The organism is Halorussus gelatinilyticus (assembly GCF_023238445.1).
In the GTDB taxonomy this organism is placed as follows: domain Archaea; phylum Halobacteriota; class Halobacteria; order Halobacteriales; family Haladaptataceae; genus Halorussus; species Halorussus gelatinilyticus.
The window spans coordinates 2,821,376-2,836,435 of the sequence record NZ_CP096658.1 but is presented as its reverse complement, the minus strand read 5'-3'; the positions used below and the strand labels follow the sequence as shown (position 1 = coordinate 2,836,435).

Annotated in this window: 15 protein-coding genes; 9 read left to right on the top strand and 6 right to left on the bottom strand. The window is 68.1% G+C overall.

Going from position 1 to position 15,060, the window contains the following annotated elements; genetic code table 11:
- Window positions 1-180 precede the first annotated feature (180 nt).
- The gene (glmU, locus tag M0R88_RS14560) at window positions 181-1,362 is read right to left on the bottom strand and encodes a bifunctional sugar-1-phosphate nucleotidylyltransferase/acetyltransferase (protein ID WP_248654220.1); all 1,182 of its coding nucleotides are present in this window, start codon (window positions 1,360-1,362) and stop codon (window positions 181-183) included.
- A 300-nt stretch (window positions 1,363-1,662) separates the two neighbouring features.
- Between glmU and M0R88_RS14555 the strand changes: the two genes are divergently transcribed.
- The 3 genes from M0R88_RS14555 (at window position 1,663) to M0R88_RS14545 (ending at window position 4,403) form a co-directional block, all read left to right on the top strand.
- On the top strand, window positions 1,663-2,742 hold the full coding sequence (locus M0R88_RS14555; protein ID WP_248654219.1) for a helix-turn-helix transcriptional regulator: 1,080 nt from the start codon (window positions 1,663-1,665) through the stop codon (window positions 2,740-2,742).
- 132 nt (window positions 2,743-2,874) lie between these two features.
- Window positions 2,875-3,438, top strand: a complete 564-nt coding sequence (locus M0R88_RS14550; protein WP_248654218.1) for a HalX domain-containing protein — start codon at window positions 2,875-2,877, stop codon at window positions 3,436-3,438.
- Between the two features lie 224 nt (window positions 3,439-3,662).
- Entirely contained in the window at window positions 3,663-4,403 is a 741-nt protein-coding gene (locus M0R88_RS14545; RefSeq protein WP_248654217.1) for a DNA-directed RNA polymerase subunit epsilon, read from the top strand.
- Between the two features lie 317 nt (window positions 4,404-4,720).
- Here the strand turns inward: M0R88_RS14545 and M0R88_RS14540 are convergent, their stop codons facing one another.
- Window positions 4,721-6,187, bottom strand: a complete 1,467-nt coding sequence (locus M0R88_RS14540) for an acyl-CoA thioester hydrolase/BAAT C-terminal domain-containing protein (protein ID WP_248654216.1) — start codon at window positions 6,185-6,187, stop codon at window positions 4,721-4,723.
- A 102-nt stretch (window positions 6,188-6,289) separates the two neighbouring features.
- Window positions 6,290-6,670: a hypothetical protein gene (locus M0R88_RS14535; protein WP_248654215.1), complete on the bottom strand. Its 381-nt coding sequence runs from the start codon at window positions 6,668-6,670 to the stop codon at window positions 6,290-6,292.
- A 107-nt stretch (window positions 6,671-6,777) separates the two neighbouring features.
- Here M0R88_RS14535 and M0R88_RS14530 point away from each other — a divergent pair, with 107 nt between their 5' ends.
- From M0R88_RS14530 to M0R88_RS14520, 3 genes are read left to right on the top strand one after another with little or no spacing between them, the layout of a single operon-like run.
- On the top strand, window positions 6,778-7,665 hold the full coding sequence (locus M0R88_RS14530) for an ABC transporter ATP-binding protein (protein WP_248654214.1): 888 nt from the start codon (window positions 6,778-6,780) through the stop codon (window positions 7,663-7,665).
- A complete protein-coding gene (locus M0R88_RS14525) occupies window positions 7,662-9,545 on the top strand; it encodes an ABC transporter permease subunit (RefSeq protein ID WP_248654213.1) in 1,884 nt (627 codons plus the stop codon). The genes M0R88_RS14530 and M0R88_RS14525 overlap by 4 nt, the downstream gene beginning before the upstream one ends.
- On the top strand, window positions 9,538-10,587 hold the full coding sequence (locus tag M0R88_RS14520; protein WP_248654212.1) for an ABC transporter permease: 1,050 nt from the start codon (window positions 9,538-9,540) through the stop codon (window positions 10,585-10,587). Before M0R88_RS14525 ends, M0R88_RS14520 begins: the two co-directional genes overlap by 8 nt.
- 11 nt (window positions 10,588-10,598) lie before the next feature.
- Here M0R88_RS14520 and M0R88_RS14515 read toward each other — a convergent pair whose 3' ends face one another.
- On the bottom strand, window positions 10,599-11,486 hold the full coding sequence (locus tag M0R88_RS14515; protein WP_248654211.1) for a CPBP family intramembrane glutamic endopeptidase: 888 nt from the start codon (window positions 11,484-11,486) through the stop codon (window positions 10,599-10,601).
- A 160-nt stretch (window positions 11,487-11,646) separates the two neighbouring features.
- Here M0R88_RS14515 and M0R88_RS14510 point away from each other — a divergent pair, with 160 nt between their 5' ends.
- Complete coding sequence (locus tag M0R88_RS14510) at window positions 11,647-11,904, top strand: hypothetical protein (RefSeq protein WP_248654210.1); 258 nt, start codon at window positions 11,647-11,649, stop codon at window positions 11,902-11,904.
- A complete protein-coding gene (locus M0R88_RS14505; protein ID WP_248654209.1) occupies window positions 11,897-12,925 on the top strand; it encodes a DUF7972 family membrane protein in 1,029 nt (342 codons plus the stop codon). Before M0R88_RS14510 ends, M0R88_RS14505 begins: the two co-directional genes overlap by 8 nt.
- Before the next feature lie 12 nt (window positions 12,926-12,937).
- Here M0R88_RS14505 and M0R88_RS14500 read toward each other — a convergent pair whose 3' ends face one another.
- Together M0R88_RS14500 and M0R88_RS14495 are read right to left on the bottom strand one after the other, a co-directional pair.
- Window positions 12,938-13,138, bottom strand: a complete 201-nt coding sequence (locus tag M0R88_RS14500; protein ID WP_248654208.1) for a DUF8143 family protein — start codon at window positions 13,136-13,138, stop codon at window positions 12,938-12,940.
- A gap of 32 nt (window positions 13,139-13,170) precedes the next feature.
- A complete protein-coding gene (locus tag M0R88_RS14495) occupies window positions 13,171-13,395 on the bottom strand; it encodes a zinc ribbon domain-containing protein (protein ID WP_248654207.1) in 225 nt (74 codons plus the stop codon).
- 175 nt (window positions 13,396-13,570) lie between these two features.
- On the opposite strand from M0R88_RS14495, the gene M0R88_RS14490 reads away from it, so the two are divergent.
- Window positions 13,571-15,040: a cytochrome P450 gene (locus M0R88_RS14490; RefSeq protein WP_248654206.1), complete on the top strand. Its 1,470-nt coding sequence runs from the start codon at window positions 13,571-13,573 to the stop codon at window positions 15,038-15,040.
- Window positions 15,041-15,060: the final 20 nt, after the last annotated feature.

Sequence of the window (15,060 nt, the reverse complement as noted above, 5' to 3'; positions counted from 1 at the left end):
AGGAAGCGGGGGAACGGACTTCTCGGACTGCAAACCGCACAGCACCGCCCCGCACAGCGACGGCCACGTCCTCCCCAACCGCCTGCGTTGCTCGGTCGCTTCGCTCCACTGCGCTACTCAGCCCTCGCGCGCTGATGGCGCGTCGCCGGGCAAGATGGGAAAATTCGGGCAAGTTCCGATTTACTTGTCCCGCGTCACGACCTCACCCGGTTTCGTCGTCGCGCCCTCCGAGAGCGTCACGCCCGCGTTTAGACTCGTGTCGATGGCCGTCTTCGCGCCGTCGCCGACGACGACGCCGAACTTCCGGCGGCCGGTCGAGACGCGCTCGCCCTTGACGGTGTGGCGGACCGCTTCCCCGTCGTGGCGGAGGTTGGCGACGTTCGTGCCCGCGCCGAAGTTGACGTTCCGGCCGAGTACGCTGTCGCCGACGTAGCTCAGGTGGCCGACCGTGGCTCCTGCCATCAGGACGCTGTTTTTCACTTCGACGCCGTGGCCGACGTGGGCGTCCTCGCCGACGAGGGTCGCGCCGCGGACGTAGGCGTTCGGGCCGACGCTCGCGCCCGAGCGCACGAGCGCGGGACCCTCGATGACCACGCCGGCGTCGATGCTCGCGCCTTCCTCAACCACGACGTCGCCCCGGAGGTCGGCGTCCTCGTGGACCGACCCCCGGACGTCTCGCTCCAGTTCGCCGAGTTTCCACTCGTTGGCCGCCAGCAGTTCCCACGGCCGGCCCACGTCGAGCCAGCGGTCCATCGCGGCGAAGCCCACGTCGTACTCCTCGATGGTCCGCGCGACGACGTCGGTAATCTCGCGTTCGCCGCGCTCGCTGGCGGACACGTCCAGCCACTCGCGGGCCTCGGCGGGGAAGACGTACGCGCCGGCGTTGGCCAGATTCGTCGGCGGGTCCGCGGGCTTCTCCTCGACGTCGGTGACGACGCCCGCCTCGGCCGAGAGGACGCCGTAGTTCGAAGGCCGCTCGACCCGGACCGCGGCGATGCTCGGTCCCGAGGCGAACAGTTCGGCGACCGCGGCCGGGTCGTAGAGGTTGTCGCCGTTCAAGACCGCGAACGCGCCGTCGAGGTGCTCGCGGGCCGCGCGAACCGCGTCGGCGGTCCCGGCCTGTTCGTCCTGCACCGCGTAGCGGACCGGCACGCCGCGGTACTCCTCGCCGAAGTACTCGCGGACCGTCTCGGCCTCGTAGCCGACAACGACGACGAGTTCGTCCGCGCCAGCGTCCACGGCCGCGTCCGCGGCGTGCGCGACCAGCGGCCGGTGGGCGACCGGAAGCATCGGCTTCGGGAGCGACGCCGACAGCGGTCGGATTCGAGTCCCTTCGCCCGCGGCCAGAAGCACTGCTTGCATGGGTCTCGGTTCGGAAGCCACGGATTTCAGTCTCCCGGAGTCGGCGGAACGGAGTCGCACTTAAACCCCGTGACTAGTCCTGCCGAGGGTTTTATCCCCGTGGTAGTGTAGTTACACAGAAACAGGGAACCGCTGTGGGAACGACTTCGGCGCTTCGCTTGATGGCAAACACCTTAATGTCTAGGGGACCGTAACCTTCTCCGGACTGCGGAATATTTCGGGCGCTCTCCCACAACGCGGTCGGAAACAACGGACCATGACTCACAACGAATGAATATCGATACATCAGACAAGCGGCAATTGGACGAGTCTTCGAACGTCCTCCTGCTGGCACCGTTGACACCCACAGGGAACCGCGCATGCCTCGAACTCCTCGCCTCGACGACGGACCCGTCCGGGGCGAACGTCGCCGCGGTGACGTACACGCCGCCGCCGGAGACGTGGATATCCGACTGGGAAACGAACGTCGGCGACCTCCCGGCGGAACTGGCGTTCATCCACGCGAATACGGTCGAGACCAACGAGGGACCCGGAGGCACCGAGGTTCCGCCGAACGTGTCGGTCGCGCGCGTGGACCCGAACCAACCGATGGACATCATCGCACCGCTGAGCGAGCAGTTGACGCGCTGGGAGGGCAACGGCAACCAGACGCTGGTATCGGTCCAGACGCTGACGGTTCTCCTGGAGTACGTCGATTTCGACACGGCGTTCCGCTATCTCCACATTCTCACCCACCGGGTACAGGCGGCCGACGCCATCGGATTCTACCACATGGACCCGGACATCCACGACGAGGAGACCATCAACACGCTGAAGACGCTGTTCGACGCGGTGGTCGAAGTCTCGGACGACGGCCAAGAGTGGTCGGTCGCCGAGACCTACGGCGACCGGAGCGCGACCAGCGACCACGCTCAGTCCCACGACACCGACGTCTCGGTCCCGGATTCCGGGGAAGGCGTGTTCTCCTCGGTCCTGAACTCGGTGTCGAACCTGTTCTCCGGACCGAACGAACGCGCGGGCCAAAACGCCGACGGGGACGACGGGCCGCCGTCCGCCGCGGGCGAGACCGCCGAGTCGAGTCCGTCCGACGACCAGTCGGCCCGCGACGCCGGCGTCGAGCAGTTCCCCGAGGAGGCGATGCTGACCGACGAGGACCGCATCCGCGAACTGCTGACCCGGTACGGCGGTCGGATGAAGCAGGCCGACGTGACCGAGGAGACCGACTGGTCGAAGTCCACGGTCAGCCGGAAGCTGTCGAAGATGGAAGAGAAGGGCCTGATAACCCGCGTACAGGTCGGACGAGGCAACCTCGTCTTCCTGAGCGGCTACGAACCCGAGACGGCCAAACCGCCTTTCGAACAGGAGACGACCGACAGATGACGCGACGCTACCGAGGACAGAGCGACCGCTCGACGAATCGTATCGGCGAGCCGTCGGGTTCGCTACGAGACGCCAGTTTAACATCGAGGGAGTATGAGTGAATCATCACAGAGGGCGAGCGATATCGTAAGCATGCCTAAGGACGCTACAGTGCTGATCGTCGACGACGAGAAGCCGATAACCGACGCCTATGCCCAGTGGCTCGAAGACGACTACAACGTCCGAACAGCCTACAGCGGGACGGAAGCGCTAGAAAAGTTGGACGAGGAGGTAGACGTCGTTCTCCTCGACCGCCGAATGCCGAATCTATCGGGTGAAGACGTACTGGCTCGAATTCACGAACAGGGACTCAACTGCCGGGTGGCGCTTGTCTCGGCGGTCGAACCGGACTTCGACATCCTCGAACTCGGCTTCGACGCCTACCTCGAAAAGCCGGTCTCGGAGGCCGACGAACTGCTCGAAACGGTCGAGACCCTGCTGAAGCGCTCGACCTACGACAGCCAGATGCAGCGGTTCCTCTCGCTGGCGAACAAGAAGGCCGCCTTGGAAACCAAGAAGAGTCCCGAGGAACTCGACGCCAACGACGAGTACGACGAACTCACCGAGGAACTGGCGGAACTGCGCACCCAGCTATCGGACACTGCGGGGACGCTGGACGACGACGACCTGCGCGCGGAGTTCTACGACGGCGAGTAGGTCGGTCGCCCACCCGGCGCTTGCGAGGAGGCGTGGAGAGTCGTCCGTAACGAAACCGTCACGCCGCGTCAGCACCGAGCGTCCTTTAAGTGGCTCTGGCGACAAGGAGTAGATACGAGCGACGACGGCCTCGTTCTGCCGAATCCGATTCCGACCAGCCGCGCCTCCTATCACGTTCCCGAGAGGCGCATGTTTGAACTACCCCCACCGAGTACGGGCGAGTGATGACCGAGGGGTGGACGGACTCGCTGCCGACGTGGCAGTCGAGCACGCACGACGACCGAGACGCCGACCGACCGCTCAGCCAGCGCCCCGGCGACGGGGCGGTCGGCCGCGCCGACCTCCAGCGCGACCGGACGGTCCGCCAGTGGGGACCGGTCACGCCGAGCGCGACCCAGATCGGCCGCGCGGAGTCGCCCGACGCCGACCTCTCCGAGAGCGTTCGCCGGATGCACGAGGAGCGCCACTCGGCGATGGCGGGCCACAGCGCCCGGATGCACCGCCTCGACAAGCTCCGCATCTCCCACGCGCTCTGCAACGACCTGTCGCTGACGCCGTGGCAACGCGACCGCGTGGTCGGCATCATGTCGGACCTCGACCTGACCGCGTTCGGAAGCCAGCGCGCGATTCCGAAGGTCGCGCTGGTCGTCATCCGCCACGTCGTGGACCGCGAGCGCGAACACTATCTGGGTCTCCACGACGAGGAGTGGATCGGTCAACTCCCGCCCGAACGCCTCGGCGACCTCTACGACCAGTTCCGCTCCATCACCGACGAACCGGAGTTCTCGGACCTCGTAGAGAAACACGGGCTCGACGTGACCAGTCTCAACCGCCTCCGGCGAACGCTGAAGGAGCAGCTCGCCGACCAGCAGCTCGAAGAGGCGGTCTACGGCCGGAACCCTCACCGCGACCCGAACCTGCCGAGCCTCGACGCTCGCCGGGTCGACGAAGCTCACGAGGAGTAGGGAAGGGACTCGCGGACAGTAAGGACTCGCACGGAGGCAGACTCCAGAGAGTTACAACTCCGGAGCGTCGGTTCGTAGAGAAGCGGAAAACCGCGGGAGAACGCGAACGATTCTTCCTCGTATCTACCCGTTGTCGCCAGAACTACTTAAATGGAGAGCGACGCGGCGACGACGATAGCGATTTTCCTTCTGCCTCCCCGAAATAGGAGACTGGCGTCTGGCGAATCATCATTCGGCAGAACGAGGCCGTCGTCCCTCGTATCTACTCCTTGTCGCCAGAAGCACTTAAAGGAAAATCGAGGTCGAGAAGCGAACGACTACTCTCGCAGTCCCCCGCGCAGGTACCGAAGCACCACCGGCCACGAGTTCGCCGCCGCGGCCGCGTTCGCGGAGGGCGACCCGCCGTACTTCGGTCGCGTCGCGTCGCCGGTGTAGTCACGATACGGCAGGCCGAAGACGTGGCCCGCGCCCTCGTAGACCCGGAGTCGGTACGGCGCGTCGTGGCCGCGCCGGTCGAGTCGGTCGATGGCCAGCGACGACAGCGCCGCAGAGGGCCACGTCGCGTCGTCGGTCCCCGCGAGCAGGAGAATCGGTCCCTCGACGTCTTCGACCGGAATCACGGCGCGTTCCCGGACCGCCTCGCCGACCCACTCGCCGACGGTCTCCGGGACGCAGGCGGCCGTCTCGCACTCCGATTGCGCGTCTCGAACCGCGGAGAACGTCGTCCGGACCGCCGCGGCGTCCGCGAGCGGGTCGCCGCCCTCGGTCCACGCCGAGGCCCAGTCGGTGACCGTCGTCGCCGCGGCGTTCACGCTCGGCCCGTAGACGCCCCCGCCGGAGTAGCCGACGACCGTCGTCCGTCCCTCGAACTGCGCTCCGGCGATTAGCGCCGCCTCGACGCCCCGAGAGATGCCGACGTAGCCGACCCGCCCGTCGGCGACGCCCTCGCGGTCGGTGAGCCAGCGCGTCGCGCGCCGGAAGTACTCGACCGGCACGTCCGCGACCGACTCGGGCAGTCCGTCCGCGCCGGCGTACTGGAGCGCGAGCGTCGCGTAGCCGTGACTCGCCAGCGTCCGACTCAGCGCGTGGGGCACCAGCGCGTGGGACCCGTGGAGCGTGACGACGGCCGGGGCCGGGCCGGTTCCGGACTCGCCGCTTCCCCCGCCCGACCGCGCGTCCGGCGGTTCGTAGAGCCACGCCACGAGGTCCGAGTCCTCGACCGTCCGGCGCGAAACCCCCGCGTCGGTGACGACGCGCGTGGCCGTCGCCGAGGCCCGCCGCTCCCCGCCCACGCTGGCGGTGAGCGTCACGTCGACCGCGTCCCGCTCGCCGACGACGAAGTTGCTCGGCGTCGGCGAGGAGCCGTTTCGCGGCGCGAGTCGCTGAAGCAGCATCTCGACGGCCGGGGCGTCAGGCGAATCGAACCCGCTTCCCATCGCGGTCCAACCGCTCGACTTGCCGGAATCGGTCGGCGTCGAGGCGACGCGCCCGGCGAGCGACGCCGCTCCCGCCTCGTCGGTTCGGAGCTTCCACGAGGCGGCGAACTCGACGCCCCGCGAGTCGGTCGCGCTCGCGTCGAGCGCGACCTCGGTCTCGGGCGGGAACCCCGCGAGTCGAACCTCGGCGGGTCGGCCGACGAGCGTCCGGTCCGATGCTTGGATTCGCGGATTCCCGGTCTGCTCGCGCTCGTCGCGCCCGCCGCCGGAACACCCCGCGAGCGTCGCGGCTCCGGCGGTCGCGGCCGTCGCGGCCGCCGAGAGCAGGTCGCGGCGATTCCACGTCATCGTCGGGACGACGACGCGAGGCGACGTAAAGACTGGCGTCTGACAGAAGCAGTCCAGTAGAACGAGCTCGACTTCCCGCGTATCTACCCCTTGTCGCCAGAATCACTTAAATGACGACTCGTCGCGTCGGTGCTCGCGCGCCGACTGCGCGAACAGGCCGCCGACGTAGACGAACGACACCGCGACCAGCGTCGGCACGAGTTTCTGGGTTATCAGGAGGGCGTACAGCATCGCCAGCGCGACGAGCGTCCAGAGGAACCCGCTCCGGAGGAGCCACCCCGACGACGTGGCCAGCGCCGCGACCGACGCGCCCTCTCGCGTCGCCATCGACCGGAGGTGGAGCGCTTCGGCGACGGCGTAAACGACCGCCGCCAGGAGGATGGTTAGCGTCGGGAACCGGAGGAGGAGTCCCGCGGCCAGAATCGCCGCGACGAGCGACCGAACGCCGACCTTCCGCCACGAGACGCCGCGTGAGAGTTCCATACCCGGATTTGTGACGGCGAGCTTACAACTCTTGTGACTCGGCGCGGCTAGTTTCCGGCCGGCAACCACAAAATCAAGTCCCCCCGGCGAACACACCCGACTATCGGATGATAGAAGTCGAAAACCTGCGGAAGGAGTACGGCGGGTTCACCGCCGTCGAGGGCAGTAGCTTCTCGGTCCCTGAGGGCGAGGTCTTCGGCGTCATCGGCCCGAACGGCGCGGGCAAGACCACGACGCTGAAGATGCTCTCCGGACTGGTCGAACCCACCTCGGGGTCGGCCCGCGTCGCGGACTACGACGCCCAAGACCCCGAGATGCGCGAACACCTCGGCTTCCTTCCCGAGGAGTCGCCCCTCTACGAGGACATGACCGCGGTCTCGTACCTCCGGTTCTTCGCGGACCTCTACGACGTGCCCGACGACGCGGCCGACTCGCGCATCCACGACACCCTGGACCGCCTCGAACTCGACCACCGCGACCGCAAAATCGGCGACATGTCGAAGGGGATGACCCGGAAGGTCGCCATCGCGCGCTCGCTGGTCAACGACCCGGACGTGCTGATATACGACGAACCCGCGAGCGGACTCGACCCGCTCACCACGAACTACATCATCGAGTTCACCCGCGAGTTGGCCGAGTCGGGCAAGACCGTGGTATTCAGCGCCCACAACCTGTTCCACGTCGAGAGCATCTGCGACCGCGTGGCGGTGATGAACGACGGCCGCATCGTCGCCCGCGGGAGCGTCGAGACCATCCGCGAGGAACACGGCCGGACCGAGTACCGCGTCTACACCACGGTCGAGGTGCCGGACGCGGTGAGGGAGAACGGGCGCTTCCGCCGGACCGTCGAGAGCATGGACGCCGTGGAGGAGACCCGCGAACTCGCCGAGCAAGCGGGCGGCGAGGTCGCCGATATCGAGACCCACACCCCGAGCCTCGAAGACATCTTCCTCGACCTCGCCGACGAGTCGCCCGACGTGGAGGGCCGACCGTGAACCTGCGCAAGACCCTCCGCATCGCGCGCTGGGAGGTCTCGAAGAACGCGGGGCAACTCGACCGCCGGACCGTCGCGGTCGGTCTCGTCGTCCTGCTGGCGGTCGGCGCGCTCACCCCGCTGGTCGCCAGCGAGGGCGTCACCCTGAACGACGGCATCTACCGTGTCGGCGTCTCCCAGAGCAGTCCGTACCACGACGTCGTGACGAACGACTCGACGTTCGTCGCGGTCGCGCCGCGCGACGAGGGGTCGGAGGTGCTGGTCTGTACCGAGTCCACGCCGAACTGCGAACCCGGCGCGATTCGCGCCGACGCGACCGACAAGGGCACGGCCGCCCTCTCGAAGTTCCGGAAGTCGGTCGCGCGCTACAACGACCGTCTGATGACCGACGAGTCCGACGCGGCAGCCGCCTTCCCCGTCTCGGTCTCGGTCCGCTACGAAGAGCAGAGCGGGCTTCAGGTCGGCGGGTCGGGCGGCGGGTCGAGCGGACCCGCCACTCGGACGACCCGCGCGGGCGAGAAGCGACTCGGCGGCGGTTCGGGCGGAAATGACGGCTCGGGCGGCGACTCCGGCGGGTCGGGGACCGTCGCGCCGGACGCCGGCTCGGGCGGGAGCGACGGGGGAATCGGCGCGCCCGCGGTCGGGAGCGGCGGGTCGCTGTTCGGGTCGAACGCGCGGGGCGGCACCCCGGCGGACGTCGCGCCGCCGTTCCCCTTCGAGTCGCTGGTGCTGGCGTTCGCGTTCGTCCTGCCGATGAACTTCGTGATTCAGGCGTACGCCTCCACGATTCTCGACGAGCGCGTCAACGAGCGCGGCGAACTCCTGCTGGTCTCGCCGGTCTCGCGCGGCGACATCATCGCGGGCAAGACCCTGCCGTACTTCGCCGGGATGGTCGCCATCGCCTCGGTTACGGCGGTCGGCATCGCTACGCTGACGCCCGCGGCGGACGGCGCGCTGGCGGTCGCCTCGACCGCGGCCAAATCCGTCTCGGCCGTGGTCCCCATCGCCTTGCTCTTCCTCTCGGCGTCGTTCGTCGGCGGGATGTTCGCGCGGTCGTTCAAGGAACTCACCTTCGTCACGGTGACGCTGTCGGTGTTCCTGACGTCCTACGCGTTCGTCCCCGCGATTTTCACCAACGTCCATCCGGTAGCGGCGATCTCGCCCCTGACGCTCGTCGTGAAGGCCCTGCGCGGTACCGCCTTCTCGCTCGGCGAGTACGCCTTCTCGACGGGACCGCTCTACCTCTCGTCGGGTGCCCTCTTCGCGCTCGGCGCGGGCGTCTACCGCGAGGAGGACATGTTCACCCAGCGGTCGGTCCCGCTGAAGTTCCTCGACGCGCTGAACGGCCAGATTTCGGGGCGGCGCTCGATTGCGAAGATCAGCGCGCTCTCGATTCCGTTCGTCTTCGTCGGCGAGTTGCTGGTGGTCGCGCTCCTGTTCGCGCTCCCGCTCTCGCTGTCGATGCCCGTCCTGCTGGTCGCCATCGCCGGCGTCGAGGAGGTCGCCAAATCGGTCCACGTCTACGCCGGGTTCGCCCACTCCAGATTCGAGCGCACCTTCCGGTCGGCCGCGGTTCTCGGATTCCTCTCGGGTCTGGGCTTCTTCCTCGGCGAGAAGGCGACCGCGGTCGCACAGCTCGTCGGCCTGCCGAACCTCGAACTCGGGCGGGCGGCGTTCGGCACCGTGACGGGGTTGGGCGTCGAGACCTCGCCGCTGGTGCTGGTCGCGCTGTTCCTCGCGCCCCTCGCGCTCCACACCGTCACGGCGACGATGACCGCGGCGGGGGCGACGCGGAACCGCGAATGGTACGCCGGGACGCTGGTCGCGGCCACGCTCCTTCACGCGGTCTACAACCTAACGGTGGTGAGTTTCCTTGGGTAAGCGCCTGACGGTCGCCAAGCGAGAGTTGGCGTCGCTCCGGAGCGAGAAGACCATCGTACTCGCCATCCTCATCCAGCTGTTCGTCGCGGCGTTCTCGTCGTTCCTCGCGGTCGGGCTGGTCTCGCTGTACGACCCCGGTTCGGTCTCGAACGGGTTCGTCGTGGAGTTCGGCGTGACCGGCGAGGCGGGCGACGACCTCGCGCCCATCGTCGAGGAGCGCGACGGCTGGCGCGCGGTCGAGTACGGCGACGAGACGGCCGCGATGCGGGCCTTCGACAGGGGTGAGATTCACGCCGTCTTGGAGGTCTCGCGCCTGCCGGACGGCAGGGCGAGAGTCCGGGCGATAGCCCCCGACGGCAACGTCCGGACGACGCTCGTCGTGACCCAGATCAAGGGCGTGCTGGAGGCGTTCGAGCGCCACGAGCGCCAGCGCCTCTCGCACCGACTCGAACGCCAGCCGGTCGAACTCCCGGCCGACGCCTCGTCCAGCCCCTACTTCGGGTTCACCTACACGGTGCTGGTCCCCCTGCTGACGTTCCTACCGGTGTTCGTCAGCGGCTCCATCGCGGTGGACGCCATCGCCGAGGAGTACGACCGCGGGACGCTCGAACTCCTCCGGGTGACGCCGCTGACCGCGACCGACATCGTGGACGGGAAACTGCTGGCGATGGGTAGCCTCGCGCCCGTGCAGGCCGGCGCGTGGCTGGCGCTGTTGTCGTTCCGCGGGACCCGGATTGCGAACCCCGTCGAAATTCTGCTGCTCGTGACGGGCTTCTCGGTCGGCGTGGTCACGATGGGCGCGACGGCGGCGCTGGCGTTCCGCGAGCGCAAGCAGGCCCAGTTCCTCTTCTCGATGGGCGTGCTGGTCGTGTTCAGTTCGACCTACCTCCTGCCCGAATCGCCCGCCAACGCGGTGGCGAAGCTGGCCATCGGGAGTCCGACCGAAGTGACCCACCTCTCGGTGGTCGCCTATCTGGTCGTCTCGCTGGCGGCGTTCGTCGGTCTCCGCTGGCTGGTCGGGCGGCGCGGTCTCGGGTCGTAGCGACCCGGACCTCAGAGCGCCGCGAACAGCGCGAACAGCGCGAGCGGAACGTGGGCGCTCGCGTGACCCACCATCGCGGCTTCGAGGCTGTCGCGCCAGAACAACCACCCGAATATCACTCCGCCGACCGTGTTCAGGAGTACCGTCCGCGCGACCAGCAGGGGCGTCAAGCCGACCGTCTGCGCCAGCGCGGGGAGGTGGCCGACGCCGAAGACGACCGCGCTGACCGCGATGCTCGCCCACATCACGCCGCGACTCGGCGACCGACCCTGTCCGGCGACGCGAGCGACGACCCACGCGACCGCCGCCATGAACCCCCAGCGGAGCAGCACCTCCTCGGCGATGCCGCCGTAGAGGAACCGCATCGGGAGCGACGCGACGACCGCCCCGACCGTCGGCGCTTCGGCGGTGACCGACAGGTCCGTGACGGCGGCGAACGCGAGGTCAAGTCCGACCAGCAGTCCGCCGGCGAGCAGTCCCCACGGAATCGCGTGGCGGGCCTCGGCCGCGAAGCCTCGGGTCGCGGTGGTCTCCCCGCTCGCTCTCACGCCCTCGCTCGTTCCTGCGTTCTCGCTCGTTCCCACTTCCGTCGCGTTCGCGTCGGCCGCCCGCGCAGTCGGCGCGCGGGCGGCGACGCGCGAGCGGAGACCGACCCGCGGGGCGCAGAACGCGCCGACGGCCGAGGCGACCAACAGCAGTATGGTCGGCGTGACGAGCGAGAGAACGACCGCGACGCCGGGCGAGACGCCGGGAAGCGGCGGGAGCGCGTCGCCGAAGAAGAGGCTGATTCCGAGACCGACGACGCCGACCAGTGCGAGGCCGAAGACCCGGAGCGTCCGTCCGAGAACGGACCCGTTCTGGCGCGAGCGACCGACGCTCTCGTCCACGTTGGTTTCCATAGGCTCGCTTCTCGCTCGCGTCAGTTAAACGAGGAGGTTCGACTGCACGCGACGAAAGCGACGGAGACGGTCTCGATTAGCTACGCGCTTCGGGTTCGGTCCCGACTCGTCGCGTCGTGGGCCGTTACCCTTAGTCCGCTCACGCTCGTCGTACTCGTCAATGAGCGCCGACACGACGCCGCGCTGGGAGTACCGCGTCGTCAAGCCACCCCGAGAACCCACGAAGAAGGAGGTCCGGGACCCGACCCGACTCCTCGACGAGGTGGCCGCCGAGGGGTGGGAACTCGACGAGACCCTCGACTACGTGGGCGGCGGGACCAAGTTCCTCGTCCTCCGGCGACCCGCGAGCGCGACGGGCGGCGAGTCCGGAAGCGACGAAGACCGGAGCGAGATGAACGCCGAGGCCGACGATGAGTAAGTCCGGCGAGTCCGACGAAATCCGTTCGCCCAACACGCTCGCCGACCGCATCGACCTGAACCGCCCCGCGGAGTGGTTCCTGCTGGACGGGAACCGACTCGCCGCGACGGCGGTGGTCGCCGGGGCCATCTTCGCGGCGTTCATCCTCGTCAGCACCGTCGCGTTCCCGTCGTTGCAGGCCGAGATTCGGTCCGCGGACACCGTCGAGACGATGTTCTCGACCATGATCGGGACCGTCATCACCGGGACCACGCTGGTCGTCACCATCAGCCAACTCGTCATCTCCCAAGAGAACGGGCCGCTCGGCGACCAGCGCCAGCGGATGAGCGACGCGATGGACTTCCGGACCTACGCGACCGAACTGTTCGAGGAGGCCCCGGAGGCCGACCCCGCGGCGTTCCTCGGCCAACTGCTGGACGTGAACAAGCGCCGGGCCGACGCGCTGGAGGACGAACTCGCGGACGCCGACGACGAGTTGCGCCGACAGACCGGCGAACTCCTCGACAGCATCCGCAAGAACGCCGACATGTCGCTGGAGAAGCTCGAAGACGCCGAGTTCGGCACGTTCGGCGTCCTGGACGCCGCGCTCGACTACAACTACTCGTGGAAGATCTATCAGGTCGAGCGACTGACCGACGAGTTCGCCGACGCGCTGAACGACGACCAGCGGGAGGCCTTCCGGCGGTTGGAGACCGCCCTGACCATGTTCGGTCCGGCGCGCGAACACATCAAGACGCTCTACTTCCAGTGGGAACTCATCGACCTCTCGCGGTACATCCTCTACGCGGCGGTTCCGGCGCTCACGGTGGCGGGGACGATGCTCGCGTTCGTCGGCGCGGAGACGTTCGGCGAGGCCACGCTCGGCGTCCCGAACGTCACGTGGGTCGTCGCCGCGGCGTTCACCCTCACGCTCACGCCGTTCCTCATCTTCCTGACCTACATCCTGCGCATCGTCGTCGTCGCCAAGCACACGCTCGCCATCGGGCCGTTCGTCCTCCGGCAGGAGTACAGCGAGGAGTGAGGGGAACGGAGGTCAGAATCCGCGGCGCTCGTCGTCCTCGTCGGTGTCCCGCCGTGCGGTTCGCTCGGCCGTATCGCGTCGCGCCGCGCGTTCGGCCTCTTCGCGGTTCATCGTCCGGCGCTGGTGCTTCTCGCTATCGACGGCTTTCCACAGAAGCAGGCCACCGCCGACGCTCACGAGCAGGAAGAACAGCAGGATTGCGATTTCGGCCATGGTGAGTCGGGGTGACGGGTCTCCGAGACTATTCAGCCGAGGAACACGTCCACGATGTCGCTTCCGGCCGACCCGGTGTCCCGGTAGAGTTCGGAGTAGCCGCAGTTCAGGCAGGAGACGACCTGAAACTCGTTGGTCTGGATGTCGAACATCTTCGAGAGACCGCCGCCGGTCGTGGAGATGGTCCCTACGTCGGTTTCGGTGTGACCGCACTTCGGACAGCCGTCGTCGCCGTGCGCGTCGTGTTGGGAGGGCATCGGCGGAGGTTGTCGGACCGATGGCATGAGTTTTGTGGTCGCCGTCGGACAGTTCTCCGAGGAATCGATCGCCGGTCGATTCCACTCCCGGTTTTCGAACACCGGAGAAACTACGCGCTGATTGTAGGCCGTTTCTAACGCGGTCTACTTGGGTCTCGACGTCGTAGCCGGAGTCATGACGAAACGAGCGCCAGCCAAAGCGCCGCCGGGTCCCGACGGGCTTCCCGTGGTGGGGAGCCTGCCCGAGTACGCCCGCGACCCGTTCGACTTCGAGCGCCGGATGCACCAAGAGTACGGCGACGTGGTCCGGTGGAAGCTGCCCGGCGGGTGGATGTACCACCTCGCGGACCCCGACCACATCGAGCACGTCCTCGTGCAGAACAACCAGAACTACGTCAAGGGCGAGGCGTTTCAGGAGACCCTCGGTCCCGTGCTGGGCAACGGGGTTCTGAACAGCGAAGGCGAGTTCTGGCGGCGACAGCGCCACCTCATCGAACCCTCGTTTCACCCCGAGCGCATCTCGACGTACGCCGAGATGATGGTCGATTCGACCGAACGCGCGATTTCGGGGTGGCGCGACGGCGAGATTCGGGACGTTCACTCGGAGATGACCGCGCTGACGCTGGACATCGTGGGTCGGGCGCTGTTCGGCGTGGACCTGCGCGACGACTCCGAGAGGGTCGGCGAGGCGCTGGAGACGGTGATGGCCGGCGCGGAGTTCTCGCTGACCGACCTCCTGCCCGAGGCGATTCCGACGCCGGGCCGCCGGAAGTTCGAGCAGGCCGTCGAGACGCTGGACCGCGTGGTCGCAGAAATCGTCGCCGAGCGCAAGCGCAACCCGACCGAGGACGACGTGGTGTCGATGCTGCTGGCGGCCCGCGACGAGGAGGGCGAGGGGATGACCGACCGGCAGGTCCACGACGAGGTGATGACGCTCCTGCTGGCGGGCCACGAGACGACCGCGCTCGCCCTGACGTTCACCTTCTTCCTGCTCGCACAGAACGGCGACGCGGAGCGCAAACTCGTCGCGGAGTTGGACCGCGAACTCGGCGGCGACCGCCCGACGATGGCGGACGTGGGCGACCTGCCATACCTCGAAAACGTCGTGAAGGAGTCGATGCGGCTCTACCCGCCGGTGCCGGGCATCGTCCGCGAACCGGTCGAAGACGACCGCGTGGGCGACTACCGGATTCCCGCGGGCGTGACGGTCAGCATGAGCCAGCACGTCGTCCACCGCGACCCGCGGTGGTACGACGACCCGATGGCGTTCCGGCCCGAACGTTGGGGTAGCGAGGCGGCCCGCGCCTCGAACGCGAGCGGGGAGGGCGGTGACCCGCGAGCCGACGAGTTCGAGCAGTCGCTCCCGCGACTCGCCTACTTCCCGTTCGCCGCGGGGCCGCGGCGGTGCATCGGCGACCGGTTCGCCCTGCTGGAGGCGCGCCTCGTGCTGGCGACGATTCTGCAGGAGTACCACCTCGAACTGGTCTCCTCGCCCGCGCTCGACCTCCGGCCGAGCATCACCGCCCGGCCGAAGGACCCCGTCGAGATGAAACTCCACGAGCGCGCGGGCACTCGGTGGGAGGCGTCGGCCGCGGAGTCCGAGCGAGCGGACGCGGAGCGGGAAGCCGAGACGAGCGCCGAGTAACTATTTCTTCGAGCAATACG

What these genes read in the sequence shown, in the direction of transcription:
- M0R88_RS14510 (WP_248654210.1), top strand. Translation starts at nt 11,647, where the DNA reads ATGAGCGCCGACACGACGCCGCGCTGGGAGTACCGCGTCGTCAAGCCA.
- M0R88_RS14545 (WP_248654217.1), top strand. Translation starts at nt 3,663, where the DNA reads ATGACCGAGGGGTGGACGGACTCGCTGCCGACGTGGCAGTCGAGCACG.
- glmU (WP_248654220.1), bottom strand. Translation starts at nt 1,362, where the DNA reads ATGCAAGCAGTGCTTCTGGCCGCGGGCGAAGGGACTCGAATCCGACCG.
- M0R88_RS14515 (WP_248654211.1), bottom strand. Translation starts at nt 11,486, where the DNA reads ATGGAAACCAACGTGGACGAGAGCGTCGGTCGCTCGCGCCAGAACGGG.
- M0R88_RS14530 (WP_248654214.1), top strand. Translation starts at nt 6,778, where the DNA reads ATGATAGAAGTCGAAAACCTGCGGAAGGAGTACGGCGGGTTCACCGCC.
- M0R88_RS14490 (WP_248654206.1), top strand. Translation starts at nt 13,571, where the DNA reads ATGACGAAACGAGCGCCAGCCAAAGCGCCGCCGGGTCCCGACGGGCTT.
- M0R88_RS14500 (WP_248654208.1), bottom strand. Translation starts at nt 13,138, where the DNA reads ATGGCCGAAATCGCAATCCTGCTGTTCTTCCTGCTCGTGAGCGTCGGC.
- M0R88_RS14540 (WP_248654216.1), bottom strand. Translation starts at nt 6,187, where the DNA reads ATGACGTGGAATCGCCGCGACCTGCTCTCGGCGGCCGCGACGGCCGCG.
- M0R88_RS14495 (WP_248654207.1), bottom strand. Translation starts at nt 13,395, where the DNA reads ATGCCCTCCCAACACGACGCGCACGGCGACGACGGCTGTCCGAAGTGC.
- M0R88_RS14550 (WP_248654218.1), top strand. Translation starts at nt 2,875, where the DNA reads ATGCCTAAGGACGCTACAGTGCTGATCGTCGACGACGAGAAGCCGATA.
- M0R88_RS14535 (WP_248654215.1), bottom strand. Translation starts at nt 6,670, where the DNA reads ATGGAACTCTCACGCGGCGTCTCGTGGCGGAAGGTCGGCGTTCGGTCG.
- M0R88_RS14505 (WP_248654209.1), top strand. Translation starts at nt 11,897, where the DNA reads ATGAGTAAGTCCGGCGAGTCCGACGAAATCCGTTCGCCCAACACGCTC.